At 50.4% G+C, this 15,943-nt stretch carries 16 protein-coding genes; 12 read left to right on the top strand and 4 right to left on the bottom strand.

What is annotated here, in order from left to right; genetic code table 11:
* Positions 1–19: 19 nt before the first annotated feature.
* Complete coding sequence (locus tag WC598_RS06210; protein ID WP_372960613.1) at positions 20–1,039, bottom strand: phosphoribulokinase; 1,020 nt, start codon at positions 1,037–1,039, stop codon at positions 20–22.
* Between the two features lie 182 nt (positions 1,040–1,221).
* On the opposite strand from WC598_RS06210, the gene WC598_RS06205 reads away from it, so the two are divergent.
* Together WC598_RS06205 and WC598_RS06200 are read left to right on the top strand one after the other, a co-directional pair.
* Positions 1,222–1,566 carry a hypothetical protein gene (locus WC598_RS06205; RefSeq protein ID WP_372960612.1) on the top strand — a complete coding sequence of 115 codons (345 nt, stop codon included), beginning with the start codon at positions 1,222–1,224 and terminating at the stop codon, positions 1,564–1,566.
* Positions 1,567–1,584: 18 nt separating this feature from the next.
* Positions 1,585–1,818, top strand: a complete 234-nt coding sequence (locus WC598_RS06200) for a helix-turn-helix transcriptional regulator (protein ID WP_372960611.1) — start codon at positions 1,585–1,587, stop codon at positions 1,816–1,818.
* On the opposite strand, the gene WC598_RS06195 is transcribed toward WC598_RS06200, so the two are convergent.
* Positions 1,811–4,141: a DEAD/DEAH box helicase gene (locus tag WC598_RS06195; RefSeq protein WP_372960610.1), complete on the bottom strand. Its 2,331-nt coding sequence runs from the start codon at positions 4,139–4,141 to the stop codon at positions 1,811–1,813. The genes WC598_RS06200 and WC598_RS06195 overlap by 8 nt on opposite strands.
* On the bottom strand, positions 4,128–5,222 hold the full coding sequence (locus WC598_RS06190; RefSeq protein ID WP_372960609.1) for a ribonuclease H-like domain-containing protein: 1,095 nt from the start codon (positions 5,220–5,222) through the stop codon (positions 4,128–4,130). Before WC598_RS06190 ends, WC598_RS06195 begins: the two co-directional genes overlap by 14 nt.
* A 289-nt stretch (positions 5,223–5,511) precedes the next feature.
* Here WC598_RS06190 and WC598_RS06185 point away from each other — a divergent pair, with 289 nt between their 5' ends.
* Together WC598_RS06185 and WC598_RS06180 are read left to right on the top strand one after the other, a co-directional pair.
* Positions 5,512–6,315, top strand: coding sequence for a TIGR01458 family HAD-type hydrolase (locus WC598_RS06185; protein ID WP_372960608.1), 804 nt, complete (start codon positions 5,512–5,514; stop codon positions 6,313–6,315).
* A complete protein-coding gene (locus WC598_RS06180) occupies positions 6,287–7,438 on the top strand; it encodes a hypothetical protein (RefSeq protein WP_372960607.1) in 1,152 nt (383 codons plus the stop codon). Before WC598_RS06185 ends, WC598_RS06180 begins: the two co-directional genes overlap by 29 nt.
* A gap of 27 nt (positions 7,439–7,465) precedes the next feature.
* On the opposite strand, the gene WC598_RS06175 is transcribed toward WC598_RS06180, so the two are convergent.
* A complete protein-coding gene (locus tag WC598_RS06175; RefSeq protein ID WP_372960606.1) occupies positions 7,466–8,377 on the bottom strand; it encodes a site-specific DNA-methyltransferase in 912 nt (303 codons plus the stop codon).
* A 127-nt stretch (positions 8,378–8,504) separates the two neighbouring features.
* Here WC598_RS06175 and WC598_RS06170 point away from each other — a divergent pair, with 127 nt between their 5' ends.
* From WC598_RS06170 to glmU (WC598_RS06135), 8 genes are all read left to right on the top strand, one after another.
* Positions 8,505–9,236, top strand: a complete 732-nt coding sequence (locus WC598_RS06170; RefSeq protein WP_372960605.1) for an ABC transporter ATP-binding protein — start codon at positions 8,505–8,507, stop codon at positions 9,234–9,236.
* Positions 9,221–10,336, top strand: coding sequence for a SufD family Fe-S cluster assembly protein (locus WC598_RS06165; protein WP_372960604.1), 1,116 nt, complete (start codon positions 9,221–9,223; stop codon positions 10,334–10,336). Before WC598_RS06170 ends, WC598_RS06165 begins: the two co-directional genes overlap by 16 nt.
* 12 nt (positions 10,337–10,348) lie before the next feature.
* Positions 10,349–11,005 carry a protein-L-isoaspartate(D-aspartate) O-methyltransferase gene (locus WC598_RS06160; RefSeq protein ID WP_372960603.1) on the top strand — a complete coding sequence of 219 codons (657 nt, stop codon included), beginning with the start codon at positions 10,349–10,351 and terminating at the stop codon, positions 11,003–11,005.
* The gene (locus WC598_RS06155) at positions 11,002–11,616 is read left to right on the top strand and encodes a cyclase family protein (protein ID WP_372960602.1); all 615 of its coding nucleotides are present in this window, start codon (positions 11,002–11,004) and stop codon (positions 11,614–11,616) included. The genes WC598_RS06160 and WC598_RS06155 overlap by 4 nt, the downstream gene beginning before the upstream one ends.
* Positions 11,616–12,224 carry a hypothetical protein gene (locus WC598_RS06150; protein ID WP_372960601.1) on the top strand — a complete coding sequence of 203 codons (609 nt, stop codon included), beginning with the start codon at positions 11,616–11,618 and terminating at the stop codon, positions 12,222–12,224. The genes WC598_RS06155 and WC598_RS06150 overlap by 1 nt, the downstream gene beginning before the upstream one ends.
* A gap of 81 nt (positions 12,225–12,305) precedes the next feature.
* The gene (locus WC598_RS06145; RefSeq protein WP_372960600.1) at positions 12,306–13,556 is read left to right on the top strand and encodes a phosphopentomutase/phosphoglucosamine mutase; all 1,251 of its coding nucleotides are present in this window, start codon (positions 12,306–12,308) and stop codon (positions 13,554–13,556) included.
* Between the two features lie 23 nt (positions 13,557–13,579).
* Positions 13,580–14,779, top strand: a complete 1,200-nt coding sequence (gene glmU / locus WC598_RS06140; RefSeq protein ID WP_372960599.1) for a bifunctional sugar-1-phosphate nucleotidylyltransferase/acetyltransferase — start codon at positions 13,580–13,582, stop codon at positions 14,777–14,779.
* 8 nt (positions 14,780–14,787) lie between these two features.
* Positions 14,788–15,942, top strand: a complete 1,155-nt coding sequence (gene glmU / locus WC598_RS06135; RefSeq protein WP_372960598.1) for a bifunctional sugar-1-phosphate nucleotidylyltransferase/acetyltransferase — start codon at positions 14,788–14,790, stop codon at positions 15,940–15,942.
* Position 15,943: the final 1 nt, after the last annotated feature.

The raw sequence follows: 15,943 nt of genomic DNA, 5'->3' as shown, positions 1-15,943 counted from the left end.
TCGGGGGATATCCCGCCAGTCATGATATCAGTTTTCCTGAAGCGATGGCAACATCAGTTGGGATGCCCGCAGGGTCAGGCCCGTTCCCGTAGAAAATACGACGGTGAATGATACGCCAGGACAGGATAAGCTGGACTATATCAGTAGCGGTAATCGTATCCCGGTTCAAGTACATTTCAATCGGGTGAACGCCGGTTTGGTGCTCAATGCTCTTCTCCAGTTTGTGGATGGTCTCGTAATTCATCTCCCCATCAAATGTCAGGGCACGCATCCGCGAACATTCCACCTGCTGCGTGGAGAATTCGATAAGAAAATCATGGTCATGGAATGAGAGCATGGAATAGAGATCAAGGTTGAGATCGATATCGCTGATCGTCCGTTTCATCCGATTCTGGAGTAGTGAGATCTGGTAAATATTGTGAGAATAGCCTTTGTCCCGGCCGTACTTGGAGTGGCCAATCCGGATTATCGCATCCGCATTACAGCGCTGAGGAGCAATGAATGCGTTATAATCCATCTCCCTCCGCAGGATCTCTTCTGCCACTTCGCGGGAGTTGTATCCGCGTTTCTCCATATCACGCCTCCGCTTCCATTCGTACTTGACTTCCTTTTCAGGATCAACAAAGATGGAAAAATCCATGAGATTCCGGAGTGTCGGGGTGAACAGCGTATGGAGCCCCTCCAGGATCAATATCTTACGGGAAGAAAACGGTACATCAGGATCAAATCTTCCGCTCGCGTGATTATAGACCGGTTTCTTGATCGGTTTTCCCGCTTTGAGCTTAACGATATCCGATTCAAGACGCGCAAGGTTGTTGGCCTCCGGATGAAGTGGGGTGATATTTCTGGTTTTTCGCTCCTCACGATCATATTTATGATAATCGTCCAACGTGATAGTTGCAACAAGGTCCGGACCGAAGATCTGCCGGATCGCTTCAGTAAACGTAGTTTTTCCCGAGCCGCTGTCACCAGCAACACCAATCGTGAAAACAACGGGAGAATGCGCAATAATCTCCTTGAAGTTAGGCAGAAAATCCATGTAAACCGTACGTATATTCGGTAATTTTCTATTAAGACCCTTGTTCGATCATGAGCGGGCAGAATGGGATCGGAAGATTATGCAAACCGATCCTCTCTGGCAGATTTGTTAGAAATAGATAACATATCGAGATGTAAGCGATGAAACCAAGAAATTTTTATCGAATCGTCATCGGGGCACTGATGATTATCAGCAGTATAGTATCCATGTTTATGACAGGGGGAGAAGCGATTATCGGGACACTATTACTCAGTACGGGGCTTGCCTTCCTTATCACCGGCATCATCCGTCACAGACGATATGGTGAGGATCCGGAATCAGATGAACGATCAAAGAAGATAGGTGCATACGGGTTATCCTATGCATGGTTAACCGGTCTGATCTTCATGTTCGCCCTGTTCTGGCTGGATTATCTCACCGTTCTGACACTCAGTACCCAGAATGCACTTTCCTTATCGATTCTCGTGCTTGCACTTTCTGCCGCGGTATACCAAGCCTGTTTATTCCGCAAAGGAGATGTCGAATGAGTCGGGGCTGGGATCACGATGCAGACAAAAATTAAAGAGTACAGAACACGGCTCTCAATGACCCAGGAGGATCTCGCAAAAGCAGTTGGTGTCCGGAGAGAGACGATTGTATTTCTCGAACAGGGGAAATACAATCCTTCTCTCAAACTTGCCCATGATGTGGCAAAAATCCTGCATACAAGGATCGACGAGATCTTCCTGTTTGAAGACGACACCGATGAACCGGGAACACTGAATATTCCCGTTAATTGACCATACCTGCAGGGACACGACAGGTATTTTCCGGTTCTGATGCACATCCAGCGGATCTCTCTTCTTCCTGCATTTTTATCTGGCGCCCGAGAATACGTATGGTTGCTTCCTTGTCAAGGGGCTGATTATCATTCCCGCATTTGGGGGAATAGATACAGGTAGGACACCCGTCTTCACAGCGACAGTCCCTTACGAGTTCATGGGCACTTGCAAAGAGTGCAGGTAGGAGCTCATACGCCTTTTCCGCAAGCCCGATCCCACCTTCAAAGGCATCGTACACAAATACCGTGGGTTTTCCTGCGTCACCAAATGATGGAGAAGAGAGACCCCCGATATCCCAGCGGTCACAAACAACATACAGGGGCATGAGCGCGATGAGCGCATGCTCTGTCCCATGGAGACCCCCGGCAAAATCCAGACCCGCTTCACAGATTGTTGTCTCAATATCTGCAGTCACAATAAACCAGAAGGCTTCCGTCCGGAACGTCAACGGGGGGAGGGAAAGGGGCTCCACGGCAATGATGGTATCCCCGCGTTTTATCTTGAATCCGGTATAGTGCTCGGTTACTTCGACGTCGCCGAATGCACATTCCAATCCTTGGATCACCTTCGTTTCAAGAACATTAATTACCGAGAGATCCACCTCTTTCAAAGGCTGTGTATAGTAATCCACATCAGTTTCCACAACCCGTATGGTGTGGATTTCAAGGTCCATTTCCGTAACAAGGTACGTGGTTCCCTGGTGGAGCATAATCGCACCGTTGTGCGCTTCCCGGTATGCCTGTTCGCGGCTCATGGTCTCGAGCAGTTTTCCCTGGCAGAGAATCCTGAAGGTCTCGCCCGGGATGCCGTCAAGCCTGACCGCATCCGCCGCTCTTCCTCTACCAGAGTAAACCCACCCGCGGGAGGTCTTTTTCAAAAGATCACCGGAGGCCAATTCAGGGAGAATATCTGATAATGTCTGGGAGAAGCTTTTCCCATCAGTTATCTCATTAAGAGGGAGTTCGGCAGCAGCACAGAGCAGATGCCCGGAAAAGATATAGGGATTTTTTATATCGATGATTGCGTGTTCGTGAGGTCGCAAGAAGAATTCCCGCGGGTGGTTCATGAAATACTGGTCAAGCGGATTTGCCTGGGCAACAAGGATTGCAAGAGATTCGTTTCCGCTCCTCCCGGCCCGTCCTGCCTGCTGGTGTGTGGACATCATAGTCCCGGGATAGCCTGAAATGATCACGGCATCGAGCGCGCCGATATCGATTCCCAGTTCAAGGGCATTGGTTGAGACAATTCCTCTCATAGTACCGTCCTTTGCCCCCCGTTCGATCATCCGCCGCTCTTCAGGCAGGAAGCCCGCCCGGTACGCAGTAATGGATTCTGCAAGCTGCACCGAGATACGCCGTGCATCCTCCCGAGCCCAGACCGTGATGAGTTCCGCCATTTTTCGGGAGCCGGCAAAGCAGAGGGTCTGGAGATTGTTTTGCACGCAGGAAAGGAGGAGATCTTTTGTTTCCTGGTGCGCTGAACGCTCCCCGACACCATTGAAGAAGGGATTGTAAAAAACGAAATTTTTTGTCCCGTGCGGGGATCCATCTTTGTCAACCAGAACGAAATGTTGGCCGGTAAGGTTCTCTGCAAATTCCAGGGGATTTGCCAGGGTCGCCGTAGAGAGAACAAACTGCGGAGAGGAACCGTAATATCTGCAGATGCGCAGGAGTCTGCGAATCAGAAATGCTATGTTTGATCCAAAAACCCCGCGGTACCGGTGTGCCTCATCTATGACAATATAACGCAACCCCGAGAAAAAAAGGCGCCACTTTGTATGCCAGGACAAAATATGGTGAATCTCGTGGGGGTTCGAAACTATGATACGGGCATTCTCCCGGATTGTGGCCCGTTTTGACTGGGGAGTATCCCCGTCGTATATTGCCGGTTTTGCATCGAGCCCGCAATACGTTTCCATTCGCAGGAGTGTCGCAAGCTGGTCATTTGCGAGCGCCTTTGTCGGGTACAGGTAGAGTGCGCGTGCCCCCAGGTCATTCTCCAGATGTTCGAAAAGAGGAATATTAAATGCCAGGGTCTTGCCGCTTGCCGTGGGAGTTGTGATGATCGCGTTTTTCCCGGCACGGATATGGTTGATGGCTTCACACTGGTGGCAGTAGAGCCGGATTCCTTTCTGGTCAAGATAGGACTGGAGTGCAGGAGAAAGCGGTTCATCCAGCATCCCGTACTCCGAAAACTCAGGGAGAGTTGTTTCCAGATGCAGAACCCGTTTCTGGTAAACGGGGTTTGACTCCAGAATCCGGAGAACATCAGCAACCGTCATAGGACTCCCTGATCTGGTGAAAGAAAAGGCGGGCAAGGGATACTACATCCTGCCGGTTGTGGTCGACAACCGGTACGAGGGGGCCGCAATTACCGGTCCGGAGGTACGTCTCGAAGAACTCCGGCACCATCTGGCCCGGTACATCATCCTTGCGATGAATACCAAGGACCTCCCGTTCAAGAGCGGTAAGGCGGAGAGAGGGGAACCGATCCTTCCATCTCCTGCGGCTGAAGTGGAGGACATCGAAATGCGGAATTTGCGGGGGTATCGCCATGCCATAGTAGGCGAGCCGGTCTAAGAGATAAGGAAGGTCAAATGATTTGCCATTGAAGGTCACAACCGCCCGGTGCCTGCCTGAAAGAATCTCTGAAGTAGCGGCAAGCGCCGCTTGTTCTTCCGCAATATCCCGCAGCAGGTACTGGCGGACAATGAGATCTCCCCTCTCGATAATGCCAATGCCAAAGAGGGTGATTGGCCGGGAAAACAGCCCAAGGGTCTCGATATCAAAGAAAACAAAATCTTCAGGTTCGTGCATGGCCGCCACACCCAGAACCGCAGGATGAGATTTGCTATATCTGCATCCAATAAGATCCATGATCTCAGCAGAATTATCCCGACGTAAACAGTCAAGCACTTGATGTGCCCCGGACCGGAATTTCGGGTGTTCCAGAAGGTCGGGAATCCGGTGAAACCCCCGGTCATTCAACCGTTTGCGGGTCGCCAGACCAACCCCGTGGACCAGAGTAATATCCTTAAAGACCTCGTTTCTGAACTGGTCGCGGTCAAAATGAGGAACGGGAATGTTGTGCCGGCTCTCCAGTAAATAACAGGTTCCCCCATCATTGGTGATCTCCTTTCCCTCAAAAACAGTCTCGACAGTGAGATCCTGGTACCGGGTGACTAGCTCGCCAAGCATACGCCGGGCCTGCTCATATTCTGTAGAGAAAACAAAACTGTTGGAAAAGCCAGTGCCAAACACATTTCCATCACGGAGAACTTCATATTCGCGCATTGTATCTATGCGCTGCCGCCAGAGATTGCCAATCCGGGAGTGAACCTGCAGGGCAGACATTGTCAGCATGAATCTCTGGAGCAAAAAAGATAAACACCCTACCGTGCAGGATGAAAGTGAAGCGAACTCATATCTTGCGTGCATACCAACCATTGATGCAAGACGCCCCCGTTTCCAGGATGAAGATGCTGAATCCATGGGCGTGGAACTTCCTGCATAGGGAGGAAATACACAGAAGTGCCCCCCCAACCCCATCGGTCAAAGGGTGAGGCAACGAATGGCAGGGAATCAAAGGATACAGAAAAATATCCGGCAGTGTCCGTATGTACCATAACATCATGCATGAGGTTTTACGTAGGTGAAAACAGTGACAGATTTCAAAGGTTTTCTCATCGATCTTGATGGTGTCCTGTATGTAGGGGATCGGGCAATCAGCGGGGCAAAGGCTGCAATCCAATACCTTATTACAGAGGGGTACGAATTCCGGTTTGTGTCCAACACAACCCGCAAGTGCCGCGCCACCATCGCCCATAACCTCAATGCAATGGGTATTGATATTACGGAACAATCCATCTTTACCCCGCCCCTTGCCGCAGTCACCTATATGAAAAATGCGGGAAAAAACCGGTATTATCTTCTCACAATCGGAGATGTTGAAAAAGATTTCAAACAATCCTGCCGCTGCATTCCTCCGGCCAAACCAGATTTTGTCGTGATTGGTGATGCAGGAGATAACATCTCATACGATACCCTCAACACGGCATTCCGGTTCCTGATGGATGGGGCGGAACTGATCGCCCTTGAAAAGGACAGGTACTGGATGGCGTCCGGGGGGATGTCCCTCTCTGCGGGGCCGATTGTATCTGCTCTTGAATTTGCTACCGGCAAAACCGCCACCGTAGTCGGAAAGCCTTCAGCGGCATTCTTCGGGCTTGCACTGCAGGATATGGGGCTTTTCCCGGGACAGGTCGCCATGATCGGAGATGATATCGTTACGGACATCGGAGGGGCACAGGATGCCGGTATGGCAGGAATACTGGTCAGGACCGGTAAATATCGCAAAGAAGCGGTAGACTGCGCAGCCATTAAACCTGACTATATCCTGGATTCGATTGCACAGATTGCAGAAATTAATGGAAGAATGTCCAGACCGGAATCCTGAAGTCGTTATGCTTAAGAACCTCAAATATGTCCTGTGGATTGTGCTGTTTGTGATAGCAATCGGCATTACGGTAGGATATTTCGGCGGGTTTTTCCAGAGAGAGGGGGTGATTGTCCCGCACATCAGTCCTACGGCATCCGGATCCCCACCGATTATATCAACACACCAGTTCCTATTTGAACAGGCGCTTGTCACGATATCGATCCCGGTCAACCGATCCGTCTATGAGGGGGCAAGGGGAGCAGATAAATCAGTTGCCATTTTCGGGAATATCTCAGAGCAGGTCTGGATTGCTGACAGTTACCTGGCGATGGCAAGAGATTCAGCCCAGGAGGAGCTGTATCTTTCACTAATCACAGAATTCCGGAAACTGAAGGATGAAATGAAACTGACTGACGATGAATATCTTGAACTCATGACCGCCTACACTCAATCGTTCACCTATGAAACGGTCACAGAAAACCCGGCAAAATTCCCTATCGAGACGGTTGTTGATGCATCCGGGGACTGCGATGACAAAAGCCTGCTACTCGCCGGTCTGTTATCGCATGAAGGCTATCGTGTTGCACTCCTGTCGTTTGGTCCTGAATCACATATGGCAGTAGGTGCAGGATCGGATGATTACCGGTATAAAAACACGGATTATGCGTTCATTGAGACCACGAACTTTTCCTTCGTCGGAATTCCTACGGGATCACTGGGTGATGGGGTCATGCTCCAGTCAGACCCGATTGTGATCCCGATTGGTTCGGGATCGAAAAACTATACCCAAGGTGGACAGACACGGTTCATCAACGATATGAATAATCTTTCCGGACAAAAAGCAAAGGAGCTTGAGCCTCAGGTGAGAGGTATGGATCAGGATCTGATTAGCCGGAGGGAAGGTATCACCCGGCTCGAGGAGCGTATGATGAATCTCAAAACATCAGGAAATATTGGGGGGTATAATGCCCTTGTACCAGAGCATAATGCCCTGGTCTCGGAGTACAACACACGTCTGAATGATTATCGCGGACTTCGAGCCCGGTATGAACAGTATGCAAGTGTTTATAATTATATTATCAGCCACGGGTATGACCGTAAAGGCGTATATGACTATGTAAAACGGAATATGCCTTCCTGAACGTTCACGAGGAAAATCCCGTCGGGTTTACATTTCGTCCATGGGGATGAACGCAGGAAATGGATTGTCGATTAAGGATTCATTTTCGCATGCCACAGAGCAAAGACGCTTCATCGCCATGTCACAATACTGGCGGGAATTATCGATACCGATGAAACGCCGTCCGGATTTCCAGGCAACAAGCGTGGTTGTTCCCGCCCCGTTGAACGGATCGAGAATAATGTCATTTTTGTACGAGAATAGTTTCATGAGTCTCCGGGGAAGTTCTTCCGGAAACATAGCAGGGTGATCATAATCTTTCATCCGGGTTTCAGGAGGAAACGACCACCGGCCTTTGACCCATTCCTTGAATTCCTCCGCGGTGATGTCGATATTTTCACGGTTACCGGTTTTTTTATGAGTGATCTTATCGAAGACCTCGATAAATTCCCACGTATATTTGATATAAGGCATTGAGGGAGATTTCCAGCTGCCCCATGCCGTGAATTTGGCATTATAGTTGTTCTTCTCCCAGAGAAATTCCGCTTTCCAGAGGAGGCCAAGTCCGGCAAGCTGACGGGAGATAATATGATGAGTGGGTGTGTAATCGGAGAAAAGCGGCTGGACATTTACAGCAATCCTGCCGCCGGGTTTGAGGACACGGTTGCACTCTTTCCATACCCCCAGGAGCTTCTCGAAATAAGTATTCCATTCATGCGTGTCATCGCTCGGGTCTCCCGCATAAACATGGCCAAAATTATAAGGAGGTGAGGTTATGACCAGATCGATACTCTCATCCGGAAGGCGGGAAAGAGCGGTTTGTGCATCCCCGAAGATAATGCGGTTTGTGTACTCGCGAATGCGATCTGATTCCTGCACAGAGAGGTCTTCTTTGGCGTGCTTCGTACCACCCCGCACACGTGCCTTTCCGTCCTTATCCGATATTTTCTGTGTCCTCATGAAGATCCACTGAATGTATTATGCTATACTCTCGTGAGGTTAAAGGCTGCCGAAATTCCGGACATGAAGAACTGTTCACGTCAAAAGCGTTAATTGGAGCCATGGACATAGTTTGTGTGATTATTCTATGCTGCAGATCAAGAACTTGCATGTGAAGGTCGGCGACAAAGAGGTGTTGCACGATATCAACCTCCACATCGGTGAAGGGGAAACCCACGTTCTGCTTGGCCCAAATGGGTCTGGCAAGACAACGCTCCTCATGACGATTATGGGGTTTTCCAATTACACGATCACTCAGGGAAAAATCCTTTTCCGCGGGGAGGATGTAACGGGAATGCATGCCCATGAACGGGCCCAGCGGGGTATAGGTATGTTATTCCAGCGACCCCCAACCATATCAGGCCTCAAACTGGGGAAAATGCTGGCAGCAATTTCCAAAACAAAAGACGAGAACATACCCGAACTTGCAAAATCGGTACACATGGACAAGTTCCTTGAACGGGACATCAACAAGGGATTTTCCGGTGGTGAGATCAAGCGCAGTGAAGTACTGCAGCTCATGATCCAGAACCCGGATTTCGTTATGCTCGATGAGCCGGAGAGCGGGGTGGACCTTGAGAACATCTCGCTTATCGGGACAACCATCGGATCCCTTCTCGAGAAAGACAAGCACCTCATAAAGCGAAGGAAAAGCGGCCTTGTCATCACCCATACTGGGTACATTCTCGATTATATCGATGCCGACAAAGGTCACGTGATGTGCGACGGGCAGATCCGGTGCCATGGAAACCCACGGGAGATCCTAAAGGATATCAAACAGCGCGGTTACAAGGAGTGTCTTGAATGTCGTCACCCATAAAGGTATCAGACCTCTCAAAGAAAGATAAGGAACGTATCGCTCAGTCCGGTATCGATCTCGAAAATAAAAACCGGTGCGGGACCTACATCCAGATGGACCAGGATATTGTCCAGACCGAATGCGGGGATTCCGGTATCGAGGTGCTCTCTTACAAACGGGCGATAGAGAAGTACGACTGGCTGAAAGAATACGTGTGGAATGCAGTCTCATCGGAAAAGGATGATATAACAAAATACGTTGCAGCACAGAAAGACCCCAAAGGGTATGTCATCATCGCCCACAAGGGATCGAATAACGTCATGCCGGTCCAGGCCTGCCTCTACCTTGGAAAGGATCAGATCCAGCACGTCCATAATATCGTCATTGCAGAAGAAGGAGCCGAACTCCATATGATCTCCGGGTGTGCAAGTGGCGCTCATGTGGGAAAAGGTGGGGCACATTATGGGGTCTCTGAGTTCTACATCAAAAAGAACGCCAAGATCAGTTTCACGATGATCCACAACTGGACTGAAGATATTGAAGTTTATCCACGGAGTGCATCCATTATTGAGGAGAATGGGGTTTTCCTCTCAAACTATGTCTGCATGCAGCCGGTCAAGAAGGTGCAGATGTACCCAACGGCCACCCTGAAAGGGGCTAATTCTGTTGCCCGGTTCAGCAGCATCGTGGTATCAACACCAGGTTCCTACATGGACCTTGGTTCCCGTGCCATCCTTGAAGCCCCGGGTGCAAGTGCAGAACTGATCACACGAGCCATCACAAAGGGAGGAACTATCATTTCCCGTGGCCACATCAGCGGAAGGGTTGCCGGCACCCGCGGGCATTTGGAATGCAAGGGCCTGATCCTGAAGGACGGTTTGATCTATGCCATTCCGGAGATTGAAGGATCGGTCGTCGGTACTGAGCTCTCCCACGAAGCAGCGGTAGGGAAACTGGCAAAAGACGAGATCGAGTACCTGATGTCCCGCGGGCTTGATGAGGATGAGGCCACTGCAACAATCATCAGGGGCTTCCTTGACGTGAAAATAACCGGCCTTCCGGAAGCACTCCAGAAACAGATCGATGCATCGATCGATGTAGCTGAAAAGTCGGGATTCTGAAAAGGCAGATCTATGAATAAATATCCCAGAGGTGATGAACGCGCAAGGATGGTTGAGCGCCAGATTATTTCCAGGGGAATTCAAAATCCACGTCTTCTTACAGCGATGCGGGAGATCCCCCGCCATTTTTTCATACCACCACCGTATGACCAATCCGCATATGAGGATTCCCCGCTCCCCATTGGCAACGGGCAGACCATCTCCCAGCCCTATATCGTCGCCCTTATGACTGAACTCTTGGACCCGGGGCCGGATGATCACATCCTTGAGATCGGAACTGGAAGTGGCTATCAGGCAGCAATTCTTGGAAGACTCGCAAAGAGTATTGTAACTATCGAACGGGTACCCGCGGTCGCTGATCTTGCCCGGTCGAACCTTGCCCACCTGAGGATCACCAATGTAACGCTGGTAACCGGTGATGGCACACTCGGATATGCTGCAGAGGCCCCCTACAAAGGGATTCTCATCACAGCAGCAACCCCGCAGATCCCAACGCCACTCCTCGATCAGCTGGCTGATGGCGGCAGGCTCGTTGCACCAGTCGGAGGACGCAACATTCAGGAACTCACCCGTATCTGCCGAAGAGGAACGAAAATCATTGAATCCTGTCACGGGGGAGTGCGGTTTGTCCCCCTTATTGGATTGCATGGCTGGGAGGATAACAATTGAAGATTTTTGATATAACACGCCCCCTCACAAGCAGCTCCGTTGTCTACCCGGGGGATACACCCCCAAAATTTCACCGGGAAGACCGGGGATTGTACCTGATCACGGATATGCAAATGAACAGTCACACCGGGACGCATATTGACGCTCCCATTCATTATCTGAAAGTCGGGGATACTATTGACTTGGTGCCCCTGCCGCACTTAATAGGGAAATGTAGGGTTCTAGACGTAACGGAGGAAGGGAGCACAATAACCGAGACCTGCCTGGAAGGACGCATCAATGGTATTCAACGCATTCTTTTGAAGACCTCGTTTTCACGTTCAACGGAATTTAGAGAGGATTATCCATCGCTGACCCTTGGCGCGGCCAGGTACCTGACCAATGCAGGGTTGTTCTGTATCGGCATCGACTCATTCTCCATCGAAGCGTTCATCTGCGATGGCTCCGTTCACCGCGAACTGCTCGGCCATAACTGTATTATTATCGAACTTCTTGACCTGTCCAAAGTCCCGGAAGGAGACTATACCATGATCGCATTGCCCCTTCGTCTTACAGGCCTTGATGGATCTCCCGCACGGGTCATTCTTACAACGGATGAGGTGGATTCCTGATGGATATTGTTGCTGAATCGGTGAAAAAACTGGAACACCTGCTGGAACACAGCGGATGCGAAGAGGTAGGAGTACTTCTCGACGTCAATACGGATGCGGTGAACTGCCAGTACGAGACGGGGGCATGTATGTCCGCAGCATTTGGCGGGAGAAGTGCGGACTTTGTCACATTTGATCCCATCCGTGCCCGGACAAAGATCTCCTTCATGTTTGGTGCGTCTCTTGATACCCCCCAGGTACGGGGAGCTGCCTGTGCAATTATCAACGTTGCTGCAGGTTTTTTCTGTCTCTCCCGGGTACTCCACGCATGTCCACGGTCATCACACGATTCCTGCACCGGGCAAATCAGAAAGGAACTGGCCGGGAAAAAAGTATGGTGTGTCGGAAGTGTACCTGGGATAGATTCTGATTCACGGCATACCCCTGCAGCGGGTGCGGATGATGCCGATGTCATCGTTATCGGAGGAGACGGGATTATCGCCACAGGAACCGGTGATCTTTTTGAAAACTCTGTAAATCGCAAGAGAATCATCTGTATCGGACCATCGACTGCGGGAATTGCCAGGCTCAACGAGATTGAACACTGGTGTCCCTTTGGAAAAAGTTAACGTAATAATAAACTGACGTTGGGGCAGACTCAACGGGATTTAAGCGATAAAATCTATTGGAATGGCCACCAATAATTCTTCATGCTATTCGGGTCGTCGGGAATACGGAGAAAATACGATCAGATCTTAATCGATACTGCTTTAAGAGTGGGTTCTGCACTGGCACACAGATCATCGGACATTGTGATCGGTATGGACACCCGGACAACAAGCCCACTTCTTGCGCATCTCGTTGTTTCCGGTATCCTCGGGAGCGGAGGAAAGGTAAAAACTACGGGAGTGGTCCCGACGCCCACCGTTGCATATGCCACACGAAACGCTCATGCCGGGTGTATGATCACCGCATCCCACAACCCCGAAGAATATAACGGGATCAAACTCTTTAACCCCAATGGCTCCTCGTTCACGCAATCGCAGCAAACGGAAATGGAGGATCTGCTCAAATCCCCATACTGGACTGACTGGCAGCACCAGGGTTCAGAGGAGTCAATCGATGCCATCACACCCCACAAGAATGCTATCCTGAATGCGGTCCATATCGAACCGGCTCTTCCGATTGTTCTTGATTGTGGCAACGGCGCGGGGTGTTCGATCAGCCCTGCCCTCCTCGCAGATGCGGGAGCAAAAGCCGTCTGTATCAACTGCAACCAGTCGGGCCATTTTGCCCGCCCATCGGAGCCTCTTGAAAAGAACCTCGGACATGTAGGAGAGATGGTACGGAAAACTCATTCCCGTTGTGGAGTGGTGCATGACGGGGACGCTGACAGGATGATGGCGTTTGACAATAGAGGTAGATATATCGGTGGCGATCACCTCCTCATGCTGTTTGCCCGGTACATGGACGCAAAAAGGGTGGTCACAACCAGCGACGCATCGATGATAATCGATGAGGTGGCAGAGGTCAGGCGAACCCCGGTCGGCGATACCTATGTTTCCGAGGAACTGCTCACATGGGGGGATTTCGGGGGAGAGCCCTCGGGAGCATGGATCTTCCCAAAGATATCCTATTGTCCCGATGGACCTCATGCTGCCGCACTCTTCTGCGAGATTGCATCCGGGTGGAATATAGCCACGGAGATCGATGCGATGCCATCCTACCCGATACTCAGGGAATCTATGGCAAGTCCAACCGCTAGGGAAACGGTAATGGCCCTTGGGGCGTCAAGCCCCACGAATGGCATCCGTATTTCAGATGAGGAGGGATGGTACCTCATCCGGGCGAGCGGGACTGAACCTAAAATCCGGATCACGGCTGAGGGAAAAACACTCGCAAAAGCAAAAGATATGCTTGCAAAAGGCAAAGAACGCATTCGTCAGGGGAAAACTGCTTAAATGTTGTAAGAACAGCTGTACGTATGGAATGTGTCGTGCTTGCCGCAGGTGAAGGGAAACGCATGCGCCCTCTGACGGCGAAGCGCCCGAAAGTAATGCTTCCGCTGGCAAACCTCCCGATGATGGAGCATCTGGTTCTCGCCACCCGCGATGCCGGAATCTCCAAATTCGTTTTTGTGGTTGGGTATGGAGAGCGGGAGATCCGGAGATATTTCGATGATGGTTCCAGATGGGGAATAGAGATAGAATATGCATCCCAAAGGCATCAGAGCGGGACCGCCGATGCCGTAAAGGTTTCCCAGGATCTTGTCAGCGGGCCATTTCTTGTCATGAACGGGGATATGGTACTTAAGCAGCAAGACATTGCAAATCTTTCCCAAAAAACTGCTCCCTGCATGAGTACCAGTTCCACCGACCACCCCGGAGATTTTGGGGTAGTCATGGTGGAAAACGGCAGGGTAACATCCCTTGAGGAGAAGTCCCCCCAGCCAAAATCCAATATAATCAATGCCGGTGCGTATCTCTTTACACCGGAGATTTTTGATTATATCGAAAAGGTCCGTCCATCACCGAGAGGGGAACTCGAACTGACGGATGCCCTTTCGGTCCTGATTGGAGAAAACCGATTGGAATCCCATGCCCTCTCCTACTGGATGGATGTCGGCTATCCATGGGATCTGCTGGAAGCAAATACAACATTCCTGAAATCACATTCACCGGAGATCAAAGGAACCGTTGAGGAGGGTGTTTCGCTGAACGGCCCGGTAACGATCGGGGAGGGGAGTGTTGTAAAATCCGGAACGTATATCGAAGGCCCCTGTATAATAGGTAAAAACTGCCGGATCGGTCCTCATGCATATGTAAGGGGTGCAACCAGTATCGGAGATAACTGTCACATCGGACACTGTTCCGAGATTAAAAACTCAATTGTCATGAGCGAGACCAAGATCCCTCATTTTAATTATATAGGGGATTCAATAATAGGAATGGGATGCAACTTCGGTGCGGGTACCAAAGTAGCTAACCTGCGACACGATCATGCACCTGTCAAGGTATGCGGCAAAGATACCCGAAGGAAAAAGTTCGGAGCGGTTATCGGGGATAACGTTCAGTTTGGGATCAACTGCTCTATCAATGTCGGTACTATGATTGGGAGCAACTCCTTGTTCGCACCCGGGTCCTATATCGAAGGGTGCATAGGGGAGAAAGGTATTATCAGGTAGGGTAAACGATGCAGGCAGTTATTCTGGCAGCAGGAGAGGGAAAGCGGGTCAGACCACTGACAAGAAGCAGACCCAAGGCGATGATACCGGTTGCAAACCGCCCCATCATCGAATATGTTATCGATGCCCTTGTAAAAAACGGCATCCGGGATATCATCGTAGTCGTAGGATACCGGAAAGAGCAGGTAACACGGTTCCTGAACCAATTGGAAATTCCCATTGACGTTGTTGTTCAGAACAAACAGTTGGGAACTGCACATGCCCTCCAGTGTGCAGAATCAAAAATACACGGTGATTTCCTGCTTCTCCCAGGGGACAACTATATCGATCCACATTCCATTGCACGGATAAAAGATATCCCCAATGCTATGCTGGTCAAGGAACACCCCAATCCCTCCAATTTCGGGGTGGTTCTCTTAAATGAGGGATTTGTTTCCCACATCGTGGAAAAACCGGAGCACGCCCCAAGTTTCATGGTTAGTACTGGGATATATTCCCTAACACATAATGTTTTTCAGTATATAAAAGGAAATGATCTCACGGATGCGATATCTGCCATGATAGAAGATGGTCGCCAGGTACTGGGAATACCTGCCGATGACTGGCAGGATGCAATCTTTGCCTGGGATCTTCTTAAGATGAACAGGCGTCTTTTGAGCACACTCACACCTGCACGTGAGGGCATGGCAAGCCGACAGACGATTATCCAGGGTGCGGTCAGGATCGGAAAAGGTACAACAATAGGGCCTAATACGGTTATCACCGGCCCTGTTGTCATTGGGAACGACTGTACGATCGGGCCAAACTGCTGTATCCAGCCCAATACGAGCATCGGTTCGAGAGTCGCGCTTGAGCCGTTCTCCTTTATCGGAAACAGCCTGATTATGGACGACTCTTCAGTTGGGTCGCATTCTCGGGTAACAGACACAGTAGTCGGGGAACGCTGCAACCTGGCAGATCATACGTCAATTACGATGGGAACCGGACTCATGGAAATCGAGGATACTGCGATACTATCAGAATTCGGTGCCATCATTGGAGACAGCGTACAAAGCGGGCCATTCACCCGGTACCGGAACTCCCTGGTTGGAAATAATACAATTATTGAAGGGTGCAGATCCCTGACCACCCGGTGTATCCCTGACGATAGTATGGTGATATGAC

Source organism: Methanoregula sp., from assembly GCF_041645475.1.
Classification (GTDB): Archaea; Halobacteriota; Methanomicrobia; order Methanomicrobiales; family Methanospirillaceae; genus Methanoregula.
This window is presented reverse-complemented; position numbering and strand designations above follow the sequence as displayed.